Here is a 16,083-nt window from a genome sequence, read left to right as displayed (position 1 = left end):
TATCTGTAAACATATGGTGTTTCTGATAGAAGTCGGACATCAGAAGACAACCCATGTCGTTGTGTGCAACGCTAAGCATTGCGCATCAGCATGTGAACTGTTTTTTGACAGCCCAGTTTTTTGCAAGTATCACCCAATGTCCGTGACATTTGCAAAATGGCGTCTTGAATTTAAGTTTTCGGAAAGCCCTATCGCAGAGTAAGCCTCATATCGGATTGAAGCGGAGGCCCCGAGACACCTGCGGGAAAAGCGTTGGCCAACAAAGCTCTTCCTGCTACCAAAACTCAGTTTTGGTAAGCAAGGGCCCGCAGCGGAAATCCGGAGGATTCTCCGGAAAACAAAAAACTGCAGACAAAGGAGTAATCCACTCACTTTGTCTACAGTCTGACCAGGCCCCGCTTTTAGCAGGGGCCTGGCTTGTCCGTTGTTCAGTTTTCGCCGATCGATGCGCGGATGAATTCGCGGAAGAGCGGCTGCGGGCGGTTCGGCCGGGAGATGAATTCCGGATGGAACTGGCAGGCGACGAACCATTTATGTTCAGGCAGCTCGACGATTTCGACGAGGCGGCCGTCCGGGCTGAGACCGGAGAAGACAAATCCCGCTTTTTCGAAAGTTTCACGGTATTCGTTGTTAAATTCGAAACGGTGGCGGTGGCGTTCGTAGACGAGATCCTCACCGTATGCTGCGTGTGCCTTGGTGCCCGGCTTCAGTTTGCACGGATAAATGCCGAGGCGAAGCGTGCCGCCGAGATCTTCAAGGTCTTTTTTATCCGGCATGATATCGATGATCGGGAATGCGGTCGACGGATCGAGTTCCGAGGAGTGAGCGCCTTTCATCTTCATGACATGCTGGGCATATTCTACAGATGCGAGCTGCATGCCGAGGCAGATGCCGAAAAATGGCACATTGTTTTCACGCGCGTATTCGACAGCAGCGATCTTGCCGTCAATGCCGCGGTCCCCGAAGCCGCCCGGCACGAGTACGCCGTCAACATCGGACAGAAGCTCCGCAGCATTTTCGCGGGTGATGTCCTCGGCATTGATCCATTTCACGTCAATCTCCGCATCGAAGGCAAATCCGGCGTGGCGCAGTGCTTCGACAACCGAGATGTAGGCGTCCTGAAGCTCCACGTACTTGCCGACTAGGCCGATTTTGACCGTTTTGGAGAGCGACTTGACTTTATCGACAAGTGCCACCCAATCATCAAGTTCCGGCTTAGGTGCTTCCAGGCGCAGATGATCGAGGACGAGGTCATCCATCCCCTGCGCGTGAAGCCGGAGCGGAATCTCATAGAGCGTCTCGGCGTCGCGGGATTCGATGACTTCTTCCGGACGGATATCGCAGAAAAGGGCGATCTTATCCTTCATGTCCTGAGGAACCGGCTGCTCGGTACGGACAACGATCAGGTTCGGCTGGATTCCGAGACCGCGCAGTTCCTTGACACTGTGTTGAGTCGGCTTCGTCTTCATCTCACCTGCCGCGTGGATAAACGGAATGAGCGTACAGTGAATGTACATGACTTCGTTGCGGCCGAGGTCGGAACGGAGCTGACGGATTGCTTCCAGGAACGGCAACGACTCGATATCGCCAACGGTGCCGCCGATTTCGGTAATGACGACGTCCGCGTTCGTTTCCTTGCCGGCGCGGAGTACGCGCTGCTTGATCTCATTCGTGATGTGCGGAATGACCTGTACGGTTGCGCCGTTATAGTCGCCGCGGCGTTCTTTCTTCAGGACGGTGGAATAAACTTTCCCCGTTGTCACCGCAGAATACTTCGTCAGATTGATATCGATGAATCGCTCGTAGTGGCCGAGGTCGAGGTCGGTTTCCGCGCCGTCTTCCGTGACATACACCTCACCGTGCTGGTAAGGGCTCATCGTCCCCGGGTCCACATTGATGTACGGATCGAATTTCTGGATAGTCACTTCAAGGCCGCGGTTTTTCAAAAGGCGGCCGAGGGATGCTGCCACAATTCCCTTCCCTAATGAAGATACGACACCGCCGGTTACAAAAATATACTTGGTCACTTCAAAATCTCCTCCTGTCATTCCCAAAAACAAAAAAGGCCCCCCTGCAAACCGTTCTGCAGGGGAGCGCATACGCACATTTCAATCTCCTCAATCAGAGGAGCCCGAATTAAATCATAAACCGGTGATCATGATACGTCAAGGTTAAACTTCTTCTTCCTCTTCCTCTTCCTCATCTTCGTCGGCAAGATCGATCTCGCCGTCGAGGAGCTCTTCGTCGTCCTTGTCATCATCGAGCTCGTCGACGTCCTCTTCTTCCTCGTCCTCAATTTCGAAGTCTTCTTCTTCGTCATCTTCGGCGAACTCGTCAAAGTCCTCATCAAAGTCGACGTCCTCGTCGTCCTCGATGATTTCTTCGTCATCGTCCTCTACGGCTTTTGCTTTCGCTTTCCGTTTCCGGGTTTTGACCGAAGGAGCAGTCTCTTCCTCGATCTTGTCGACCGGGTACCACTCACGGAGCGCCCAGCGCCCGTCACCGAGTGCAAGGAAACGCCCGTCAATATTCATATCTGTATAGAAGCGGACGAGGCGTTCCTTGGTCTCTTCCTCCGACAGACCGACCATCCGGCCGAGTTCTGCCATAAGGGCAGGGAACTCCATCGGCTCGCGGCGCTCTTCCAACAGAGCGAAGGCAAGGTCGATCAGGGCTTCTTCTTTTAACTGTTCCTGTGTTAGATCTTGAAGGTTCATCAGGAGCACGTCCTTTCTGCATGCGTTGGCATAATCACCATTATATACAATGGGGTTCCCGCTATGCCACCGTCAACTTTTGTTTTTAAGCGTTCTCCATCCGCTGAAGAACAGATAAAACAGCTGCGCGGACAGCAGAATCAGCGGAGCCGCGGCAAGACCATGGTTGTATAGGGCTATGGACAGGACGATCAGGATCACCATAATGACCACGTGATAGGACGTTTTCAACGGGAGCCCTCCTCTGCGCTACTTCCTACATTATACATCAGAAGAAAAAATAGATGTCCCGCAGAAGCGGGACATCGGAAATTTTTTCTTGTCGGAAACCGTCTTCCTCTTACATATTCCTGCGGTATTGTCCTCCGACTTCATATAGGGCTGCCGTGATCTGGCCGAGGCTGGCGACCTTGACCGTATCCATGAGAGCCTCAAAAATGTTGCCCCCTGTGACGGCCGCGTTTTTCAGGCGGTCGAGGGCCTCCTGCGTGCGGTCGCCATGGCGCTCCTGGAACGACTTCAGATTGCGGATTTGAGTTTCTTTTTCTTCTTTCGTCGCACGGGCAAGCTCCATATTGTCGATATCTTCCTCGGATGGCGGGTTCGGATTCAGATAGGTATTGACGCCGACAATCGGCAGTTCACCCGAATGCTTGAGGTGTTCGTAATACATCGACTCTTCCTGGATCTTGCCGCGCTGATATTGGGTCTCCATCGCACCCAGGACGCCGCCTCGGTCATTCAGGCGGTCGAATTCGGCCAGCACGGCCTGTTCGACAAGGTCGGTCAGTTCCTCGATGACAAACGAGCCCTGGAGAGGATTTTCGTTTTTCGAGAGTCCATGCTCTTTCGTGATGATCATTTGAATCGCCATCGCACGGCGCACCGACTCTTCTGTCGGCGTCGTGATGGCTTCGTCATAGGCATTCGTATGGAGAGAGTTGCAATTGTCCTGCAGGGCCATGAGCGCCTGGAGCGTCGTCCGGATGTCGTTAAAGTCGATTTCCTGAGCGTGCAGGCTCCGGCCCGATGTCTGGACGTGGTACTTCAGCTTCTGGCTGCGCTCGTTCGCGCCGTATTTCTCGCGCATCGCAATCGCCCAGATGCGCCGTGCCACGCGGCCGATCACCGTGTATTCCGGATCAAGGCCGTTCGAGAAGAAGAACGACAGGTTCGGCGCGAAGTCATCGATGTTCATGCCGCGGCTCAGATAATATTCCACGTAAGTGAAGCCGTTCGCCAGCGTGAAGGCAAGCTGGGAAATCGGGTTGGCCCCCGCTTCTGCTATATGGTAGCCGGAGATGGACACCGAGTAATAGTTGCGGACCTTGTGGTCGATAAAGTACTGCTGGATATCCCCCATCATGCGGAGGGCGAACTCAGTCGAGAAGATGCATGTGTTCTGGCCCTGGTCTTCCTTCAGGATGTCGGCCTGGACGGTTCCCCGTACAGTCTGGAGCGTCTGTTCACGCACTTCTGTGAACTCTTCCACATTCAGGGTGCGGCCGAGCTCCTCTTCCTTCTTCTTTACCTGCTGGTCGATCGCTGTGTTCATGAACATCGCGAGGATGATCGGCGCCGGGCCGTTGATCGTCATCGAGACCGATGTTGACGGTGCACAAAGGTCGAAACCGTCGTACAGCTTTTTCATGTCTTCAAGCGTGCAGACCGATACGCCTGACTCGCCCACCTTGCCGTAAATGTCCGGGCGGTAAGCCGGGTCTTCGCCATACAGCGTGACCGAGTCGAATGCCGTGGACAGGCGCTTTGCATCATCATCCTTGGAAAGATAATGGAACCGGCGGTTGGTCCGCTCCGGCGTCCCCTCTCCCGCAAACTGTCGCTTCGGATCCTCCCCCTGGCGCTTGAACGGGAACACGCCAGCCGTGTACGGGAAGGAGCCCGGCACGTTTTCCGCATACACCCAGCGGAGGATTTCTCCGTAATCTTTGAACTTCGGCAGGGCGACCTTTGGAATCTTCAGGCCGGCCAGGCTTTCCGTACGAAGGATCGTGCGGATTTCCTTGTCCCGGATCTTTGTGATGAATTCTTCCCCGGAGTAGGCTTCCTTCAGGCTTTCCCAGTTCTCGAGGATACGCCTGGACTCTGTCGTCAGCTCACTATTCACCCCGTCGACCAGCGACTGGAGAGATGCCTCAAGTGCCTCATCCCCGCCTTTTTCGCGGATCATGGCGAGTGCTCCTTCCAGCTGGAACAGCCTGCGGCCAAGCTCTGCCTGCTGTTCCGCGCGCTTGTGGTAGTCACGGATCGTATCGGTGATTTCGCGAAGGTAATAACGGCGGTCATTCGGGATGATGACGTTCTGCTTTTGTGTCTTGACGGACTGCTTGTAAGACGTTTCCCAGCCGAGGCCGAACTTGTCGTTCAGGACATCGACGATGGCCGCGAACAGCGAGTTGGTGCCCTTATCGTTGAACTGGCTTGCGATGGTGCCATACACCGGCATCTCGTCAAGCTGGCGGTCCCACAGCAGGCGGCTCCGCTGGTACTGCTTCTGCACTTGGCGGAGAGCATCTTCGGACCCTTTGCGCTCAAACTTATTGATCGCGATCAGGTCTGCGAAGTCGATCATATCGATTTTCTCGAGCTGAGTAGGCGCACCGAATTCACTCGTCATCACGTACATCGAGGCGTCCGCGATTTCTGCGACCTCGGCATCGCCCTGCCCGATTCCGCTCGTTTCGACGATGATCAGGTCAAAGCCTGCCGCACGGACCACATCCAGCACATCACGGATGGCACCCGACAGTTCGGAGCGGGATCCCCGTGTCGCCAGGCTCCGCATGTAGACCCTGTCGCTGAAGATCGCGTTCATGCGGATCCGGTCGCCGAGGAGCGCGCCGCCCGTTTTCTGCTTGGTCGGGTCGATTGACAGGATGGCGACTTTTTTGTCCGGCAGTTCATGGAGGAACCTGCGGATCAGCTCATCGGTCAGCGAGCTCTTGCCTGCGCCCCCTGTGCCCGTAATACCGAAAACAGGTGTGTTTTTCGACTTTTGCCGGACAGCTTCCAGCACCTTCTTTGCTTCATCGGTCTGGTTCAGATGCGCGTCTTCCGCCAGTGTAATCAGGCCGGACAGGAGCGGTACATTGTCCGCAGCCAGCTCCTCCGGATGGCCGAGGTCCTTTTTCTCGGACGTTTTGTAATCACACTGCTTCAACATTTCATTGATCATGCCCTGGAGGCCGAGCCGGCGCCCGTCTTCCGGCGAAAAGATGCCCGAGATTCCGTAGTCGTGGAGTTCCTTGATCTCCCTCGGGATGATGACGCCTCCCCCGCCGCCGTAGATGCGGATATGCGGCGCGCCTTTTTCCTTCAGGAGATCATGCATGTACTTGAAATATTCGACGTGGCCGCCCTGGTAGGAAGAGATCGCGATCCCCTGCACGTCTTCCTGGATGGCCGCATTGACAACTTCCTCGACCGACCGGTTATGGCCGAGATGGATGACTTCCGCCCCGCTTGCCTGCAGGATGCGGCGCATGATGTTGATCGAGGCATCATGGCCGTCGAACAGGCTGGATGCCGTCACGAACCGGACATGGTTCACCGGCTTGTAGACTTCAACTTGTGCAGTTGTCATTTTGCTTCCCCCTTCTGCAGACGGCCTGCCACCCCGTAGAGCAGCTGGTCCGTCAGCATATCGATGAATTCCCCTAATGTGAACTGTTTGCGGAGCGTCCAGCGGCGGAACGCCCACATCTGCCCCTGGACAATGATATGGTGTGCGCCGAGCCGGGCTTCCTTCTCGGAAAGCCTGATCTCGCCCGCTTCGGAGCAGCCGGCCAGCATCCGCTCGAACATGCCCGCCATTTCAAGCTCCTTTTCCAGTACATAGCTGAGTGCTGTTTTCGGCAAGGACTTTGTTTCCTGATACATGACCGTGAATTCGTCATCCATTTCATCGATCGTTTCGATATAGAGTCGGATGGCGTCCTTCAGGCCTTCTAGCGTGCCCTGTTTTTCAGCAAGCTGGGACAGGCGGTCATTGACTTCCTCATAGATGCGGTCGCAGACCAGATACAGGACGTCTTCCTTTGTTCGGATATATTCATAGAGCGTGCCGATGCTGAAGCCCGCTTCCTTCGCGATTTCCCGCGTGGTCGTGCGGTGGAACCCCTTCTCCCTGAACAGCTTCACCGCTCCGCGGATCATCTGGTCGCGGCGCTTCTCGATCAGTGACTCGTCTTTGACCGACGACTTGACCTCATGGCGCACCGACGTTTTCTTTCCGGTCATTTCGTCAGCATGCGGGAGATGACGAGGCGCTGGATCTCTTGCGTGCCCTCGTAGATCTGCGTGATTTTCGCGTCACGCATGAATCGCTCGACCGGATAGTCCTTCGTGTAGCCGTATCCGCCGTACACCTGGACCGCTTCCGTCGTCACCTTCATCGCGGTGTCGCCCGCCATGAGTTTTGCCATTGCGGACTCTTTGCCGTACGGGTGGCCGTTCGACTCGAGCCACGCTGCCTGATACGTGAGGAGACGGGACGCCTCGATCGACGTCGCCATGTCGGCGAGCTTAAATCCGATGCCCTGGTTTGCCGCGATCGGCTTGCCGAACTGCTCGCGCTCCTTCGCATAGGCAACCGAGTGGTCAAGTGCGCCCTGTGCAATACCGACCGCCTGTGCGGCGATGCCGTTGCGGCCGCCGTCCAGCGTCTTCATCGCGATGATGAAGCCCTGGCCCTCTTCGCCCAGCAGGTTTTCGGCAGGGACTTTACAGTTGTCGAGGACGACTTCCGTTGTCGGTGACGAACGGATACCGAGCTTTTTCTCCTTTTTGCCGACCGAGAAGCCTTCAAAATCACTTTCGACGATAAACGCACTCGTGCCTTTGTGCTTGGAAGAAGGATCGGTGACCGCGAAGACGATGTACGTGTCGGCAATGCCGCCGTTCGTGATGAACATCTTGGAACCGTTCAGGATGTAGTGGTCGCCGTCCTTTTTCGCAGTCGTCTTCATGCCGCCCGCATCGGACCCGGACCCTGCTTCCGTCAGGCAGTAGGCACCGATTTTCGAGCCTTCCGCCATCGGACGGAGATACTTCTGCTTCTGCTCTTCCGTGCCGTATTTATAGACCGGCCAGCCGGCCAGAGACGTGTGTGCGGACAGGACGACGCCTGCGGACGCATCCACACGGGAAAGCTCCTCGACCGCAATGACATACGCGAGGAAATCGGAACCGATGCCGCCGTACTCTTCCGGCCACGGAATGCCCGTCAGGCCGAGCTCCGCCATCTTGTGGAACAGCTCCACATCGAAGCGCTCTTCCTCATCACGCTCCGCCGCAGTCGGCGCGATATCTTTTTCTGCAAAGTCGCGCACCATTTTCCGGATCATTTCATGTTCTTCGGACAATTTAAAGTTCATTTCGTCTTCCACCTTTCGGTCAACGGCCGTGCCGTTTATTAGTACTTTCATAGAGCGCGTGGTACGGGGCGCAACAACCGGCAGTCGGCAGCCTTATTGATCTTTTATGGTCCGGTTCTGATCTTTCGCCGTGGCTTCATGATCTTTAGACCGCCCTCTCTGATCTTTCATGCAACCGGGCCAGGATATGCGCCCAACGTGTAATCTCGCAGCCCCAACGGGTAATCTCGCAGCCCCAACGTGTAATCTCAAGAAGTGAACGTGTATTCTTGAAGCACTAACCTGTAATCTCGATGTGCAACCCCTCACCTCGTGAGGGGTTGCCGCCAAACGCCCGCTCTTGGGCAAACATCTCACTTTGTGAGATGTTTACTGATGACTATCTTCTGGATCTCGCTCGTGCCTTCATAAATCTGAGTCACTTTCGCATCACGGAAGTAGCGCTCCGCCGGATAGTCTTCTGTATAGCCGTATCCGCCGAATACCTGGACGCCTTCAATCGCGCAGTCCATGGCCGCCTGGGAGGCGAACAATTTCGCCATTGAAGCTTCCTTGCCGGCGGGTACGCCGCGTCCGTACAGGTCCGCTGCCTGATAGACGAGGAGGCGTGCCGCTTCGACGGATGTCGCCATGTCGGCGAGCTTGAAGCCGATTCCCTGATTGGCTGCAATCGGCTTGCCGAACTGGACTCGTTCCTTTGCATAGGCGACGGCCGCTTCTGTTGCGGCTTCCGCGATGCCCAGTGACTGTGCGGCAATGCCGATCCGGCCGGCATCCAGATTGGCGAGGGCGATCTTGAACCCTTCGCCTTCCTGGCCGAGCACATTCTCCACCGGCACGTTCATATCCTCGAACGTCAGCTGGACGGTGCGGGAGCCATGGAGTCCCATCTTCTCTTCGTCCTTGCCGATGACGAAACCAGGCGTGCCTTTATCGACGATAAACGCCGTGACACCGCGGCTGCCCGCTGCCGGATTCGTGTTGGCGAAGACGATGTAGACATCCGCCTCGCCCCCGTTTGTAATAAACACTTTGGAACCGTTCAGGACGTAATGGCCGTCTTTTTTGACCGCCTTTGTCTTCATCGCGCCGGCATCGGATCCGGAGGACGGTTCGGTGAGGCAGAATGCACCGAGATACTCGCCAGACGCCATCTTCGGGATGTACGTCTGTTTCTGTTCTTCCGTTCCGAACTTCAGGATCGGATTGATGCCGACCGATGTGTGGACACTCAGGATCACACCCATGACGGCGCTTGCTTTGGACAGTTCATGGATCGCGATGATATAGCTCATATAATCCATTCCGGAGCCGCCATACTCTTCGGGCACCGTGATGCCCATGAGTCCCAGCTCGCCCATCTTTTCAAGCAGCGGGCGGGGGAACTCGCCGGCTTCCATCCTCGGAACAAACGGTTCCACCTCGTTTTTCGCAAAGTCGCGCACCATCCGGCGCATCATGTTCTGTTCTTCGTTGAATGCAAAATTCATGGTGTGCACCTCATTTGATAAATGCTGTACGGACGGACCGGCTTATTCGTAGATGTAGAAGCCGCGGCCTGACTTTTTGCCGAGCCAGCCGGCGTTGACGTATTTGCGGAGAAGCGGGCATGGGCGGTATTTCGGGTCGCCGAAACCGTCATGCAGCACTTCCATGATGTACAGGCAAGTGTCCAGGCCGATAAAGTCCGCAAGCTGGAGCGGGCCCATCGGGTGGTTCATGCCGAGTTTCATCACTTCGTCGATGGCTTCTTTTGTTGCGACTCCTTCGTAAAGCGTGAAAATGGCCTCGTTGATCATTGGCATGAGCACGCGGTTCGAAACGAATCCCGGGTAGTCGTTCACCTCAACCGGCGTCTTGGACAGCTTCCTCGTCATGTCCTCGACCGCCTGGTACGTCTCGTCGGTCGTGGCGAGGCCCCGGATGATTTCAACGAGCTTCATGACCGGCACCGGATTCATGAAGTGCATCCCGATAACCTGTCCCGGCCGCTTGGTGACAGCAGCGATTTCCGTGATCGGCAACGCGGACGTGTTCGTCGACAAAATTGCATGCTCCTGCGCATGTTCGTCAAGCTGCTTGAAAATCGACTGCTTGATCTCCATTTTTTCGACTGCCGCCTCGATGATCAGATCGGCATGTTTCGCATCGGAAAGATCCGTCGATTTCCGGATGCGTCCGAGTGCCGCGTCTTTTTCTTCCTCTGTCATCCGGCCCTTTTCCACTCCGCGGGAAAGGTTTTTCGTGATGACACCGAGTCCTTTTTCATAGGCTTCTTCGCTTATATCGTTTAGGGTCACGTCGAACCCGGCCTGGGCGCACACCTGTGCGATGCCGCCGCCCATCTGTCCGGCTCCAATGACCATGACATGTTTGATGTCCATGTTTACTCCCCCTGTTCCTGTTTCGGCACTTCGATCATGACGGCATCCCCCTGGCCGCCGCCCGAGCAGATTGCTGCAATGCCGACACCGCCCCCGCGGCGCTTGAGCTCATGTGCGAGTGTCAGGATGATTCGCGCGCCGCTCGCACCGATCGGATGGCCGAGCGCGACTGCGCCGCCGTTGACGTTGACTTTCTCCGGATCAAGTCCGGCGATTTTCGCACTGGCGAGCGAGACGGCCGCGAACGCTTCGTTAATCTCGAACAGGTCGATTTCCTCTAGTGACTTCCCTGTCCTTTTCAGGATTTCATTGATGACGAGTCCCGGTGTCTGCGGGAAGTTCTCCGGTTCGACGGCGACTTCCGCATGGGCGATGATCTCAGCCAGCACGTCCTTGCCTTCTTGAACCGCACGGTCCGCATCCATCAGGACAAGCGCACAGGCGCCGTCGTTCACGCCCGGTGCGTTGCCGGCCGTGATCGTGCCTTCCTTGCCGAATGCCGGCTTCAGCTTCGCGAGCGTCTCGGAAGATGTATCGCGGCGAGGCGCCTCGTCTTCCCCGACGAGGATGGTCTGCCCTTTCCGTGCGGGTACCTCGACCGGGACAATCTCTTCGACAAACAGGGCTTCATCGATCGCCTTCACGGCGCGTTCATGGCTGCGGAATGCCCATTCATCCTGGGCTTCGCGCGTCAGCTCCATCGTTTCCGCAGTGCTGTTCCCGTATGTGCCCATATGAACCCGGTCCGGGTGGAACGAGCAGGACAGCCCGTCATGGATCATTCCGTCGACCAGCGGTGCGTCCCCCATTTTCAGGCCAAAGCGGCCCTTCGGCATATAGTACGGCGCGTTCGACATTGATTCCATGCCGCCCGCCACGATCACCTGCTCCTCACCGAGGCGGATCAGCTGGTCGCCGAGTGTTACCGCGCGCATGCCGGATGCGCAGACTTTATTGATCGTTTCGGTCTTCGCCTTCCACGGGATGCCTGCCTTGTTCGCGGCCTGCCGGGACGGGATCTGACCCTGGCCGCCCTGCAGGACGGTCCCCATGATGACTTCATCAACGTCTTCCGGTAATGTTCCGGTCCGTTCCAGGGCTGCGCGGATTGCCACTCCTCCAAGATCGCTTGCCGTCTGGGACGCAAGAAGCCCGCCGAATTTGCCGAATGGTGTTCGTGCCCCGCCAAGAATCGCCGTTCTTGCCATGATCGATTTCCCCCTTTTCATGATGAGAGCGTTTTCATATTGTCCGGATTAAATGCCGGGCAGCGCCTGCCGCAGAGTGACTGAACGCTCGCTCGACATAATCTCCAAGAAAAAGGGAGTGACACGGCACTCCCTCTTCCATTTGTTTCATTGTATCGAATTTTCAAAGAATCTGCAACGGCTTACTGGAGAATCGGTTCTTCCTCTTTTTCTATCGCCGGTTCCAGGTTGTCCCCGAAAATGGAGCGTTCGAGAAGTTCCGCAACATCGTATGTGCCGACCTTGTCTTCCACTTCGACCGCCTTCGTGCCGTCAGAGATCATGGTCAGGCAGTATGGGCAAGCGGATGAAATAACGGACGGATTGACTTCCAGCGCCTGTTCGGTCCGTGCGACGTTGACCCGGTGGCCCTTGTCTTCTTCCATCCACATGAGGCCTCCGCCTGCGCCACAGCACATGGCATCCTGTCGGTTCCGGACCATCTCGACAAGTTCGACGCCCGGAATGGACTTCAGAATCTCACGCGGCGCGTCGTACACATCGTTATAGCGTCCGAGGTAGCACGAATCGTGGAACGTAATCTTTTCGTTCACTGCGTACTTCGGTTTCAGCTTGCCTTCCATCAGGAGCTTGTGCAGAAACTCTGTATGGTGGTAGACGATGGCCTGATAACCGAAGTCCGGATATTCGTTCTTGAAGATGTTGTAGGCGTGCGGGTCAATCGTGATGATTTTCCTGACGCCGTTCTTTTCAAATTCCTTGATGTTCGCTTCAGCCAGCTCTTGGAACAGGAATTCGTTTCCGAGGCGGCGAGGCGTGTCGCCGGAGTTCTTTTCCTTGTTTCCTAGGATAGCGAACTTGACGCCCGCTTCATTCAGAAGATGTGCAAACGACAGCGCGATTTTCTGGGAACGGTTGTCGAATGCCCCCATCGCGCCTACCCAGAGCAGGTACTCGAAATCTTCTCCGGATTTTTTGGCTTCCTTGACCGTCGGGATGTGGAGGTCCGGACGCGCATCGCGCCAGTTCTCCTTTTCCTTCCGGTTGAGGCCCCAGGGGTTGCCCTGGCGTTCGATGTTCGTCATCGCGCGCTGTGCGTCCGCATCCATGCGGCCTTCCGTCATGACGAGGTAGCGGCGGAGGTCGATGATTTTATCGACGTGTTCGTTCATGACCGGGCACTGGTCTTCACAGTTCCGGCAGGTTGTGCACGCCCAGATCTCTTCTTCCGTGATGACGTCCCCGATCAGGGACGGGCTGTAGATATCACCGATGACCGCGCCTTCGGCACCTGCCGCCACCGCGAGCTGGTTGCCGCGTGTGTCATTGAACATGAACGGCGGCACCCACGGTTTCTGCTTGGTCGTGACCGCGCCGGTATTGGTCAGGTGGTCGCGCAGCTTGGTGATCAGGTCCATCGGCGACAGCATCTTGCCGGTGCCGGTTGCCGGGCACATGTTTGTGCATCGGCCGCACTCCACGCAGGCATAAAAGTCAAGCATCTGGAGCTGCGTGAAATCCTGTATCTTCCCGACGCCGATCGACGGCATCTCTTCGCCGCCTTCTTCTTCCGAATCGTCTTCCTCAAGCGAGGCGAAGTCGATCGGCGCAAGCTTGCCTCGGCGGTCGAATCGCATGAGATACGTGTTGGCAGGACCCGCGATCAGGTGGGCGTGCTTTGATTGCGGAACATAAACGAGGAACGCGAGCAATGTCAGCAGGTGCACCCACCATGCGACAAAGAACACGGCGGCTGCCGCTGTCGGCGACATCCAGCTGAATGCGGAAGCGATCGCAGAGGCCATCGGTTCCGTCCAGGTCGTCCCGTGGCCGTGCCAGATCATGTTCATGCCGTTTGCAACGAGTGTCGACAGCATTAGTGTCCCGATAAAGATCAGAACGAGGCCGGCTTTCCAGCCCCGGCGCAGCCGGACGAGCTTCTCAACATAACGGCGGTAAAATGCCCAGACGACAGCGACGAGAATCATGAAGACAACAATTTCCTGGAAGAAGGTAAAGATCGGATAGACCGGTCCGAACGGCAAGTGGGAATCCGGCTTCAGCCCTTTCCAGATCAGATCGATTGCTCCGAACTGCACAAGAAGGAATCCATAGAAGAACATGACGTGGATCGTTCCGCTCTTCTTATCCTTCAGGAGTTTTTTCTGCCCGAAGACGTTTGTCCAGATCGCGCGCATCCGCTCGTCGACCTTGGCATCAAACTCCTCTTTCTTCCCGAGCCTGATAAAGTCAATGCGTGTTTTGACCACGTATGTGAACAATCCGAGCGCGTACGCAGTGACGGCCAGGAACAGAATCCAGTTGGCGATAAGCAATGGGTTCACAATGGCCCCTCCCTTTCCGGTACCGGCCGGCATTGAATCCGCTTTCACACGGTACAGTCCAAAGCCTGCTCCGGTATCTCTTTTATGACTCCAGTGTAATAATGAATGAGCATTCAGTCAATAACAATTTTAGAATTTTGTCCCGAGTAGCAAAAGTGAGGCATCGTGTTCCCAAGTTTACGGGAACTCGCATGCCTCTGCAATGTCTGTTTTTCTATTGATTGTCAGGGCGCTATAAAGAAATCTCCATCACGCCTCCAGGTCAGCCGACTTCATCGAAGTAGTTCCCGAAATGTCCCGATGCTTCCGCCTCTTTTCCCGGAACCACGCGGACGAACACAGCGGTCGCAGGTCCAGCGGAAGCCGCGGGATCGGCTCCCTCCGTCAATCGGGTCATGGGCCGTCCCGTCAGGCGCTCCCACTCCGCTCCGATTCCGCCTGACCCGGCCGGCCAGACGGCGTTAATGAGTTCCCCGTCAAGTGCACGTTTTACTTTCCCGAGATCTGCGCACTTTTCCGGCTCCCGGATGACAGCTTGGCCGACAAGCGGGCGGCCGTACAGAAACCAAGTCCCGCCTGACTCCTTGAGATCGCGGAACTTCCTTCCGATCATCGTCACGGCCATCGCCGATTGGAGCATTGCCATGTTCGTCTCGGAACTTCCCGATACCGGCGGAATGCCGAGCGCGCTTTCTGAGAACGCCCGCCGGATTCCGGAAAGATAGTCGTCCCAACTGGCGCCCCCCGTAAAATTATGAAGGATGACGGCAATCGGCTCCGCCCCGGCCGCCCATTGCTCGAGCAGTGTCACCCGCGCTGAGAAGTAGCCGACAAGATCATCCGGTGCCCGGACCGCATCGCTCTCCTTCATGCCGATGCCGCCCGAATTGTCCGTTGTGGCGACCAGCCCGCCGCCAAGGTCTAGGGCATTCCTCAACGTGCCGCCTCCTTACGCGCCGCGACGTTCCATACAACCGGCATGACGGCGCCGGCTATGACGGCATTCACCAGTGTCGCAGCCGGGATCGTGACGATCGCCGTCCAGAAAAACGCCGGTGACACAAGCCAGTAAAACGGCAGGACAGCAAGCACACCGTTTCCGACCAGGAAAAACCCCCACTTAAGAAGGTTCCGTCCATGAAGGTGCAGCCAGGCGAATCCACCGATCACGACAAACATTTCGGCGGCAATCAGCAAATGAAACGGCCCAAGTGGAGTCCCGCCGGTCACCGCGGATATCAGATGACCGATCATCGCAGCCGTCCCTGCAGCTGCCGGCGGCAGGAAAACCGCCGACAATAGTGCCGGTGCGGAATCCAGCGCCGCCGATCCGATGCCCATCGGAATTTTCACAAGCGCGCCGACCGCGCACAGTGCCGACACCATTGCAGTCAATGCCAGCAAACGGGTGCGCTTCATTCTTCATCATCCTTTTTCCCGGTCCGTTTCGTATTGCGGAACACCTTGGCGCTCCTTGCGTATTCGACATCGGCCCGGCCAACCCGGAAGTTTGCGATACGTGCCGCGGCAAACAGATAGTCAGACAGCCGGTTGATGTATTGAAGGGCGGTTTCCGGCACGCTTTCCCCGGCGTTCATCAGCCGGACCACCTGACGTTCCGCCCTTCTTGCCACCGTCCGGGCAATGTGGAGAGTCGCAGCCGGATCAGTCCCGCCGGGAAGAATGAACCGCTCCAGTTCCGGTGCTTCTTCTGTCAGCTCATCAATTCTCTTTTCAAGCCGTTCAATGGAAGACGGGTGGAGTTTCTCTTCCCGTTTTTTGGTGACAGTTGCCAGGTCTCCCCCGCAGTCAAACAACTCATGCTGGATATCCTCCAGGTCTTCAAGCAAATCACCGAACAGCTCTTCCGGCAGCTCGGCCATCGCTTTTCCGATAAATGAATTCAATTCGTCCGTCGTGCCATAAGCTTCCACACGGAGGTGATCCTTGGCCACTCTTGCACCAATCAGCCCTGTCATTCCTTTGTCTCCCGTTCGCGTGTAGATCCCCATCCTGATCATCCTCCTGCAGAT

At 56.4% G+C, this 16,083-nt stretch carries 13 protein-coding genes; all 13 read right to left on the bottom strand.

Features of this window, described 5'->3' with window-relative positions; all coding sequences use genetic code 11:
• Positions 1–428: 428 nt before the first annotated feature.
• The 13 genes from KHA84_RS03875 to KHA84_RS03815 all read right to left on the bottom strand — a co-directional run bounded on the left by KHA84_RS03875 (position 429) and on the right by KHA84_RS03815 (position 16,062).
• A complete protein-coding gene (locus KHA84_RS03875; RefSeq protein WP_213422217.1) occupies positions 429–2,027 on the bottom strand; it encodes a CTP synthase in 1,599 nt (532 codons plus the stop codon).
• Between the two features lie 144 nt (positions 2,028–2,171).
• Entirely contained in the window at positions 2,172–2,717 is a 546-nt protein-coding gene (gene rpoE / locus KHA84_RS03870) for a DNA-directed RNA polymerase subunit delta (protein ID WP_213422216.1), read from the bottom strand.
• A 72-nt stretch (positions 2,718–2,789) separates the two neighbouring features.
• The gene (locus tag KHA84_RS03865; RefSeq protein WP_213422215.1) at positions 2,790–2,948 is read right to left on the bottom strand and encodes a hypothetical protein; all 159 of its coding nucleotides are present in this window, start codon (positions 2,946–2,948) and stop codon (positions 2,790–2,792) included.
• 109 nt (positions 2,949–3,057) lie between these two features.
• The gene (gene icmF, locus KHA84_RS03860) at positions 3,058–6,321 is read right to left on the bottom strand and encodes a fused isobutyryl-CoA mutase/GTPase IcmF (protein WP_213422214.1); all 3,264 of its coding nucleotides are present in this window, start codon (positions 6,319–6,321) and stop codon (positions 3,058–3,060) included.
• Positions 6,318–6,977 carry a TetR/AcrR family transcriptional regulator gene (locus tag KHA84_RS03855; protein WP_213422213.1) on the bottom strand — a complete coding sequence of 220 codons (660 nt, stop codon included), beginning with the start codon at positions 6,975–6,977 and terminating at the stop codon, positions 6,318–6,320. The genes icmF and KHA84_RS03855 overlap by 4 nt, the downstream gene beginning before the upstream one ends.
• Positions 6,974–8,113 (bottom strand): acyl-CoA dehydrogenase, encoded by a 1,140-nt coding sequence (locus tag KHA84_RS03850; RefSeq protein WP_213422212.1) that lies wholly within the window; start codon positions 8,111–8,113, stop codon positions 6,974–6,976. Before KHA84_RS03850 ends, KHA84_RS03855 begins: the two co-directional genes overlap by 4 nt.
• Positions 8,114–8,466: 353 nt before the next feature.
• Positions 8,467–9,603, bottom strand: coding sequence for an acyl-CoA dehydrogenase (locus KHA84_RS03845; protein WP_213422211.1), 1,137 nt, complete (start codon positions 9,601–9,603; stop codon positions 8,467–8,469).
• 42 nt (positions 9,604–9,645) lie between these two features.
• Entirely contained in the window at positions 9,646–10,497 is an 852-nt protein-coding gene (locus KHA84_RS03840) for a 3-hydroxybutyryl-CoA dehydrogenase (protein WP_213422210.1), read from the bottom strand.
• 2 nt (positions 10,498–10,499) lie between these two features.
• Positions 10,500–11,705: an acetyl-CoA C-acetyltransferase gene (locus KHA84_RS03835; RefSeq protein WP_213422209.1), complete on the bottom strand. Its 1,206-nt coding sequence runs from the start codon at positions 11,703–11,705 to the stop codon at positions 10,500–10,502.
• 182 nt (positions 11,706–11,887) lie between these two features.
• Positions 11,888–14,050, bottom strand: a complete 2,163-nt coding sequence (locus KHA84_RS03830) for a heterodisulfide reductase-related iron-sulfur binding cluster (RefSeq protein WP_213422208.1) — start codon at positions 14,048–14,050, stop codon at positions 11,888–11,890.
• A gap of 262 nt (positions 14,051–14,312) precedes the next feature.
• Positions 14,313–14,987: a hypothetical protein gene (locus KHA84_RS03825; RefSeq protein WP_213422207.1), complete on the bottom strand. Its 675-nt coding sequence runs from the start codon at positions 14,985–14,987 to the stop codon at positions 14,313–14,315.
• The gene (locus KHA84_RS03820; RefSeq protein ID WP_213422206.1) at positions 14,984–15,469 is read right to left on the bottom strand and encodes an ECF transporter S component; all 486 of its coding nucleotides are present in this window, start codon (positions 15,467–15,469) and stop codon (positions 14,984–14,986) included. The genes KHA84_RS03825 and KHA84_RS03820 overlap by 4 nt, the downstream gene beginning before the upstream one ends.
• Positions 15,466–16,062: a cob(I)yrinic acid a,c-diamide adenosyltransferase gene (locus tag KHA84_RS03815; RefSeq protein WP_213422205.1), complete on the bottom strand. Its 597-nt coding sequence runs from the start codon at positions 16,060–16,062 to the stop codon at positions 15,466–15,468. Before KHA84_RS03815 ends, KHA84_RS03820 begins: the two co-directional genes overlap by 4 nt.
• Between the last annotated feature and the right edge of the window lie 21 nt (positions 16,063–16,083).

This window comes from Bhargavaea massiliensis (assembly GCF_018390575.1).
GTDB classification, from domain to species: domain Bacteria; phylum Bacillota; class Bacilli; order Bacillales_A; family Planococcaceae; genus Bhargavaea; species Bhargavaea massiliensis.
This window is presented reverse-complemented; position numbering and strand designations above follow the sequence as displayed.

Coding starts and splice junctions, on each gene's coding strand:
- KHA84_RS03840 (WP_213422210.1), bottom strand. CDS start 10,497: ATGGACATCAAACATGTCATGGTCATTGGAGCCGGACAGATGGGCGGC.
- KHA84_RS03850 (WP_213422212.1), bottom strand. CDS start 8,113: ATGAACTTTAAATTGTCCGAAGAACATGAAATGATCCGGAAAATGGTG.
- KHA84_RS03845 (WP_213422211.1), bottom strand. CDS start 9,603: ATGAATTTTGCATTCAACGAAGAACAGAACATGATGCGCCGGATGGTG.
- rpoE (WP_213422216.1), bottom strand. CDS start 2,717: ATGAACCTTCAAGATCTAACACAGGAACAGTTAAAAGAAGAAGCCCTG.
- KHA84_RS03820 (WP_213422206.1), bottom strand. CDS start 15,469: ATGAAGCGCACCCGTTTGCTGGCATTGACTGCAATGGTGTCGGCACTG.
- KHA84_RS03835 (WP_213422209.1), bottom strand. CDS start 11,705: ATGGCAAGAACGGCGATTCTTGGCGGGGCACGAACACCATTCGGCAAA.
- KHA84_RS03815 (WP_213422205.1), bottom strand. CDS start 16,062: ATGGGGATCTACACGCGAACGGGAGACAAAGGAATGACAGGGCTGATT.
- KHA84_RS03855 (WP_213422213.1), bottom strand. CDS start 6,977: ATGACCGGAAAGAAAACGTCGGTGCGCCATGAGGTCAAGTCGTCGGTC.
- icmF (WP_213422214.1), bottom strand. CDS start 6,321: ATGACAACTGCACAAGTTGAAGTCTACAAGCCGGTGAACCATGTCCGG.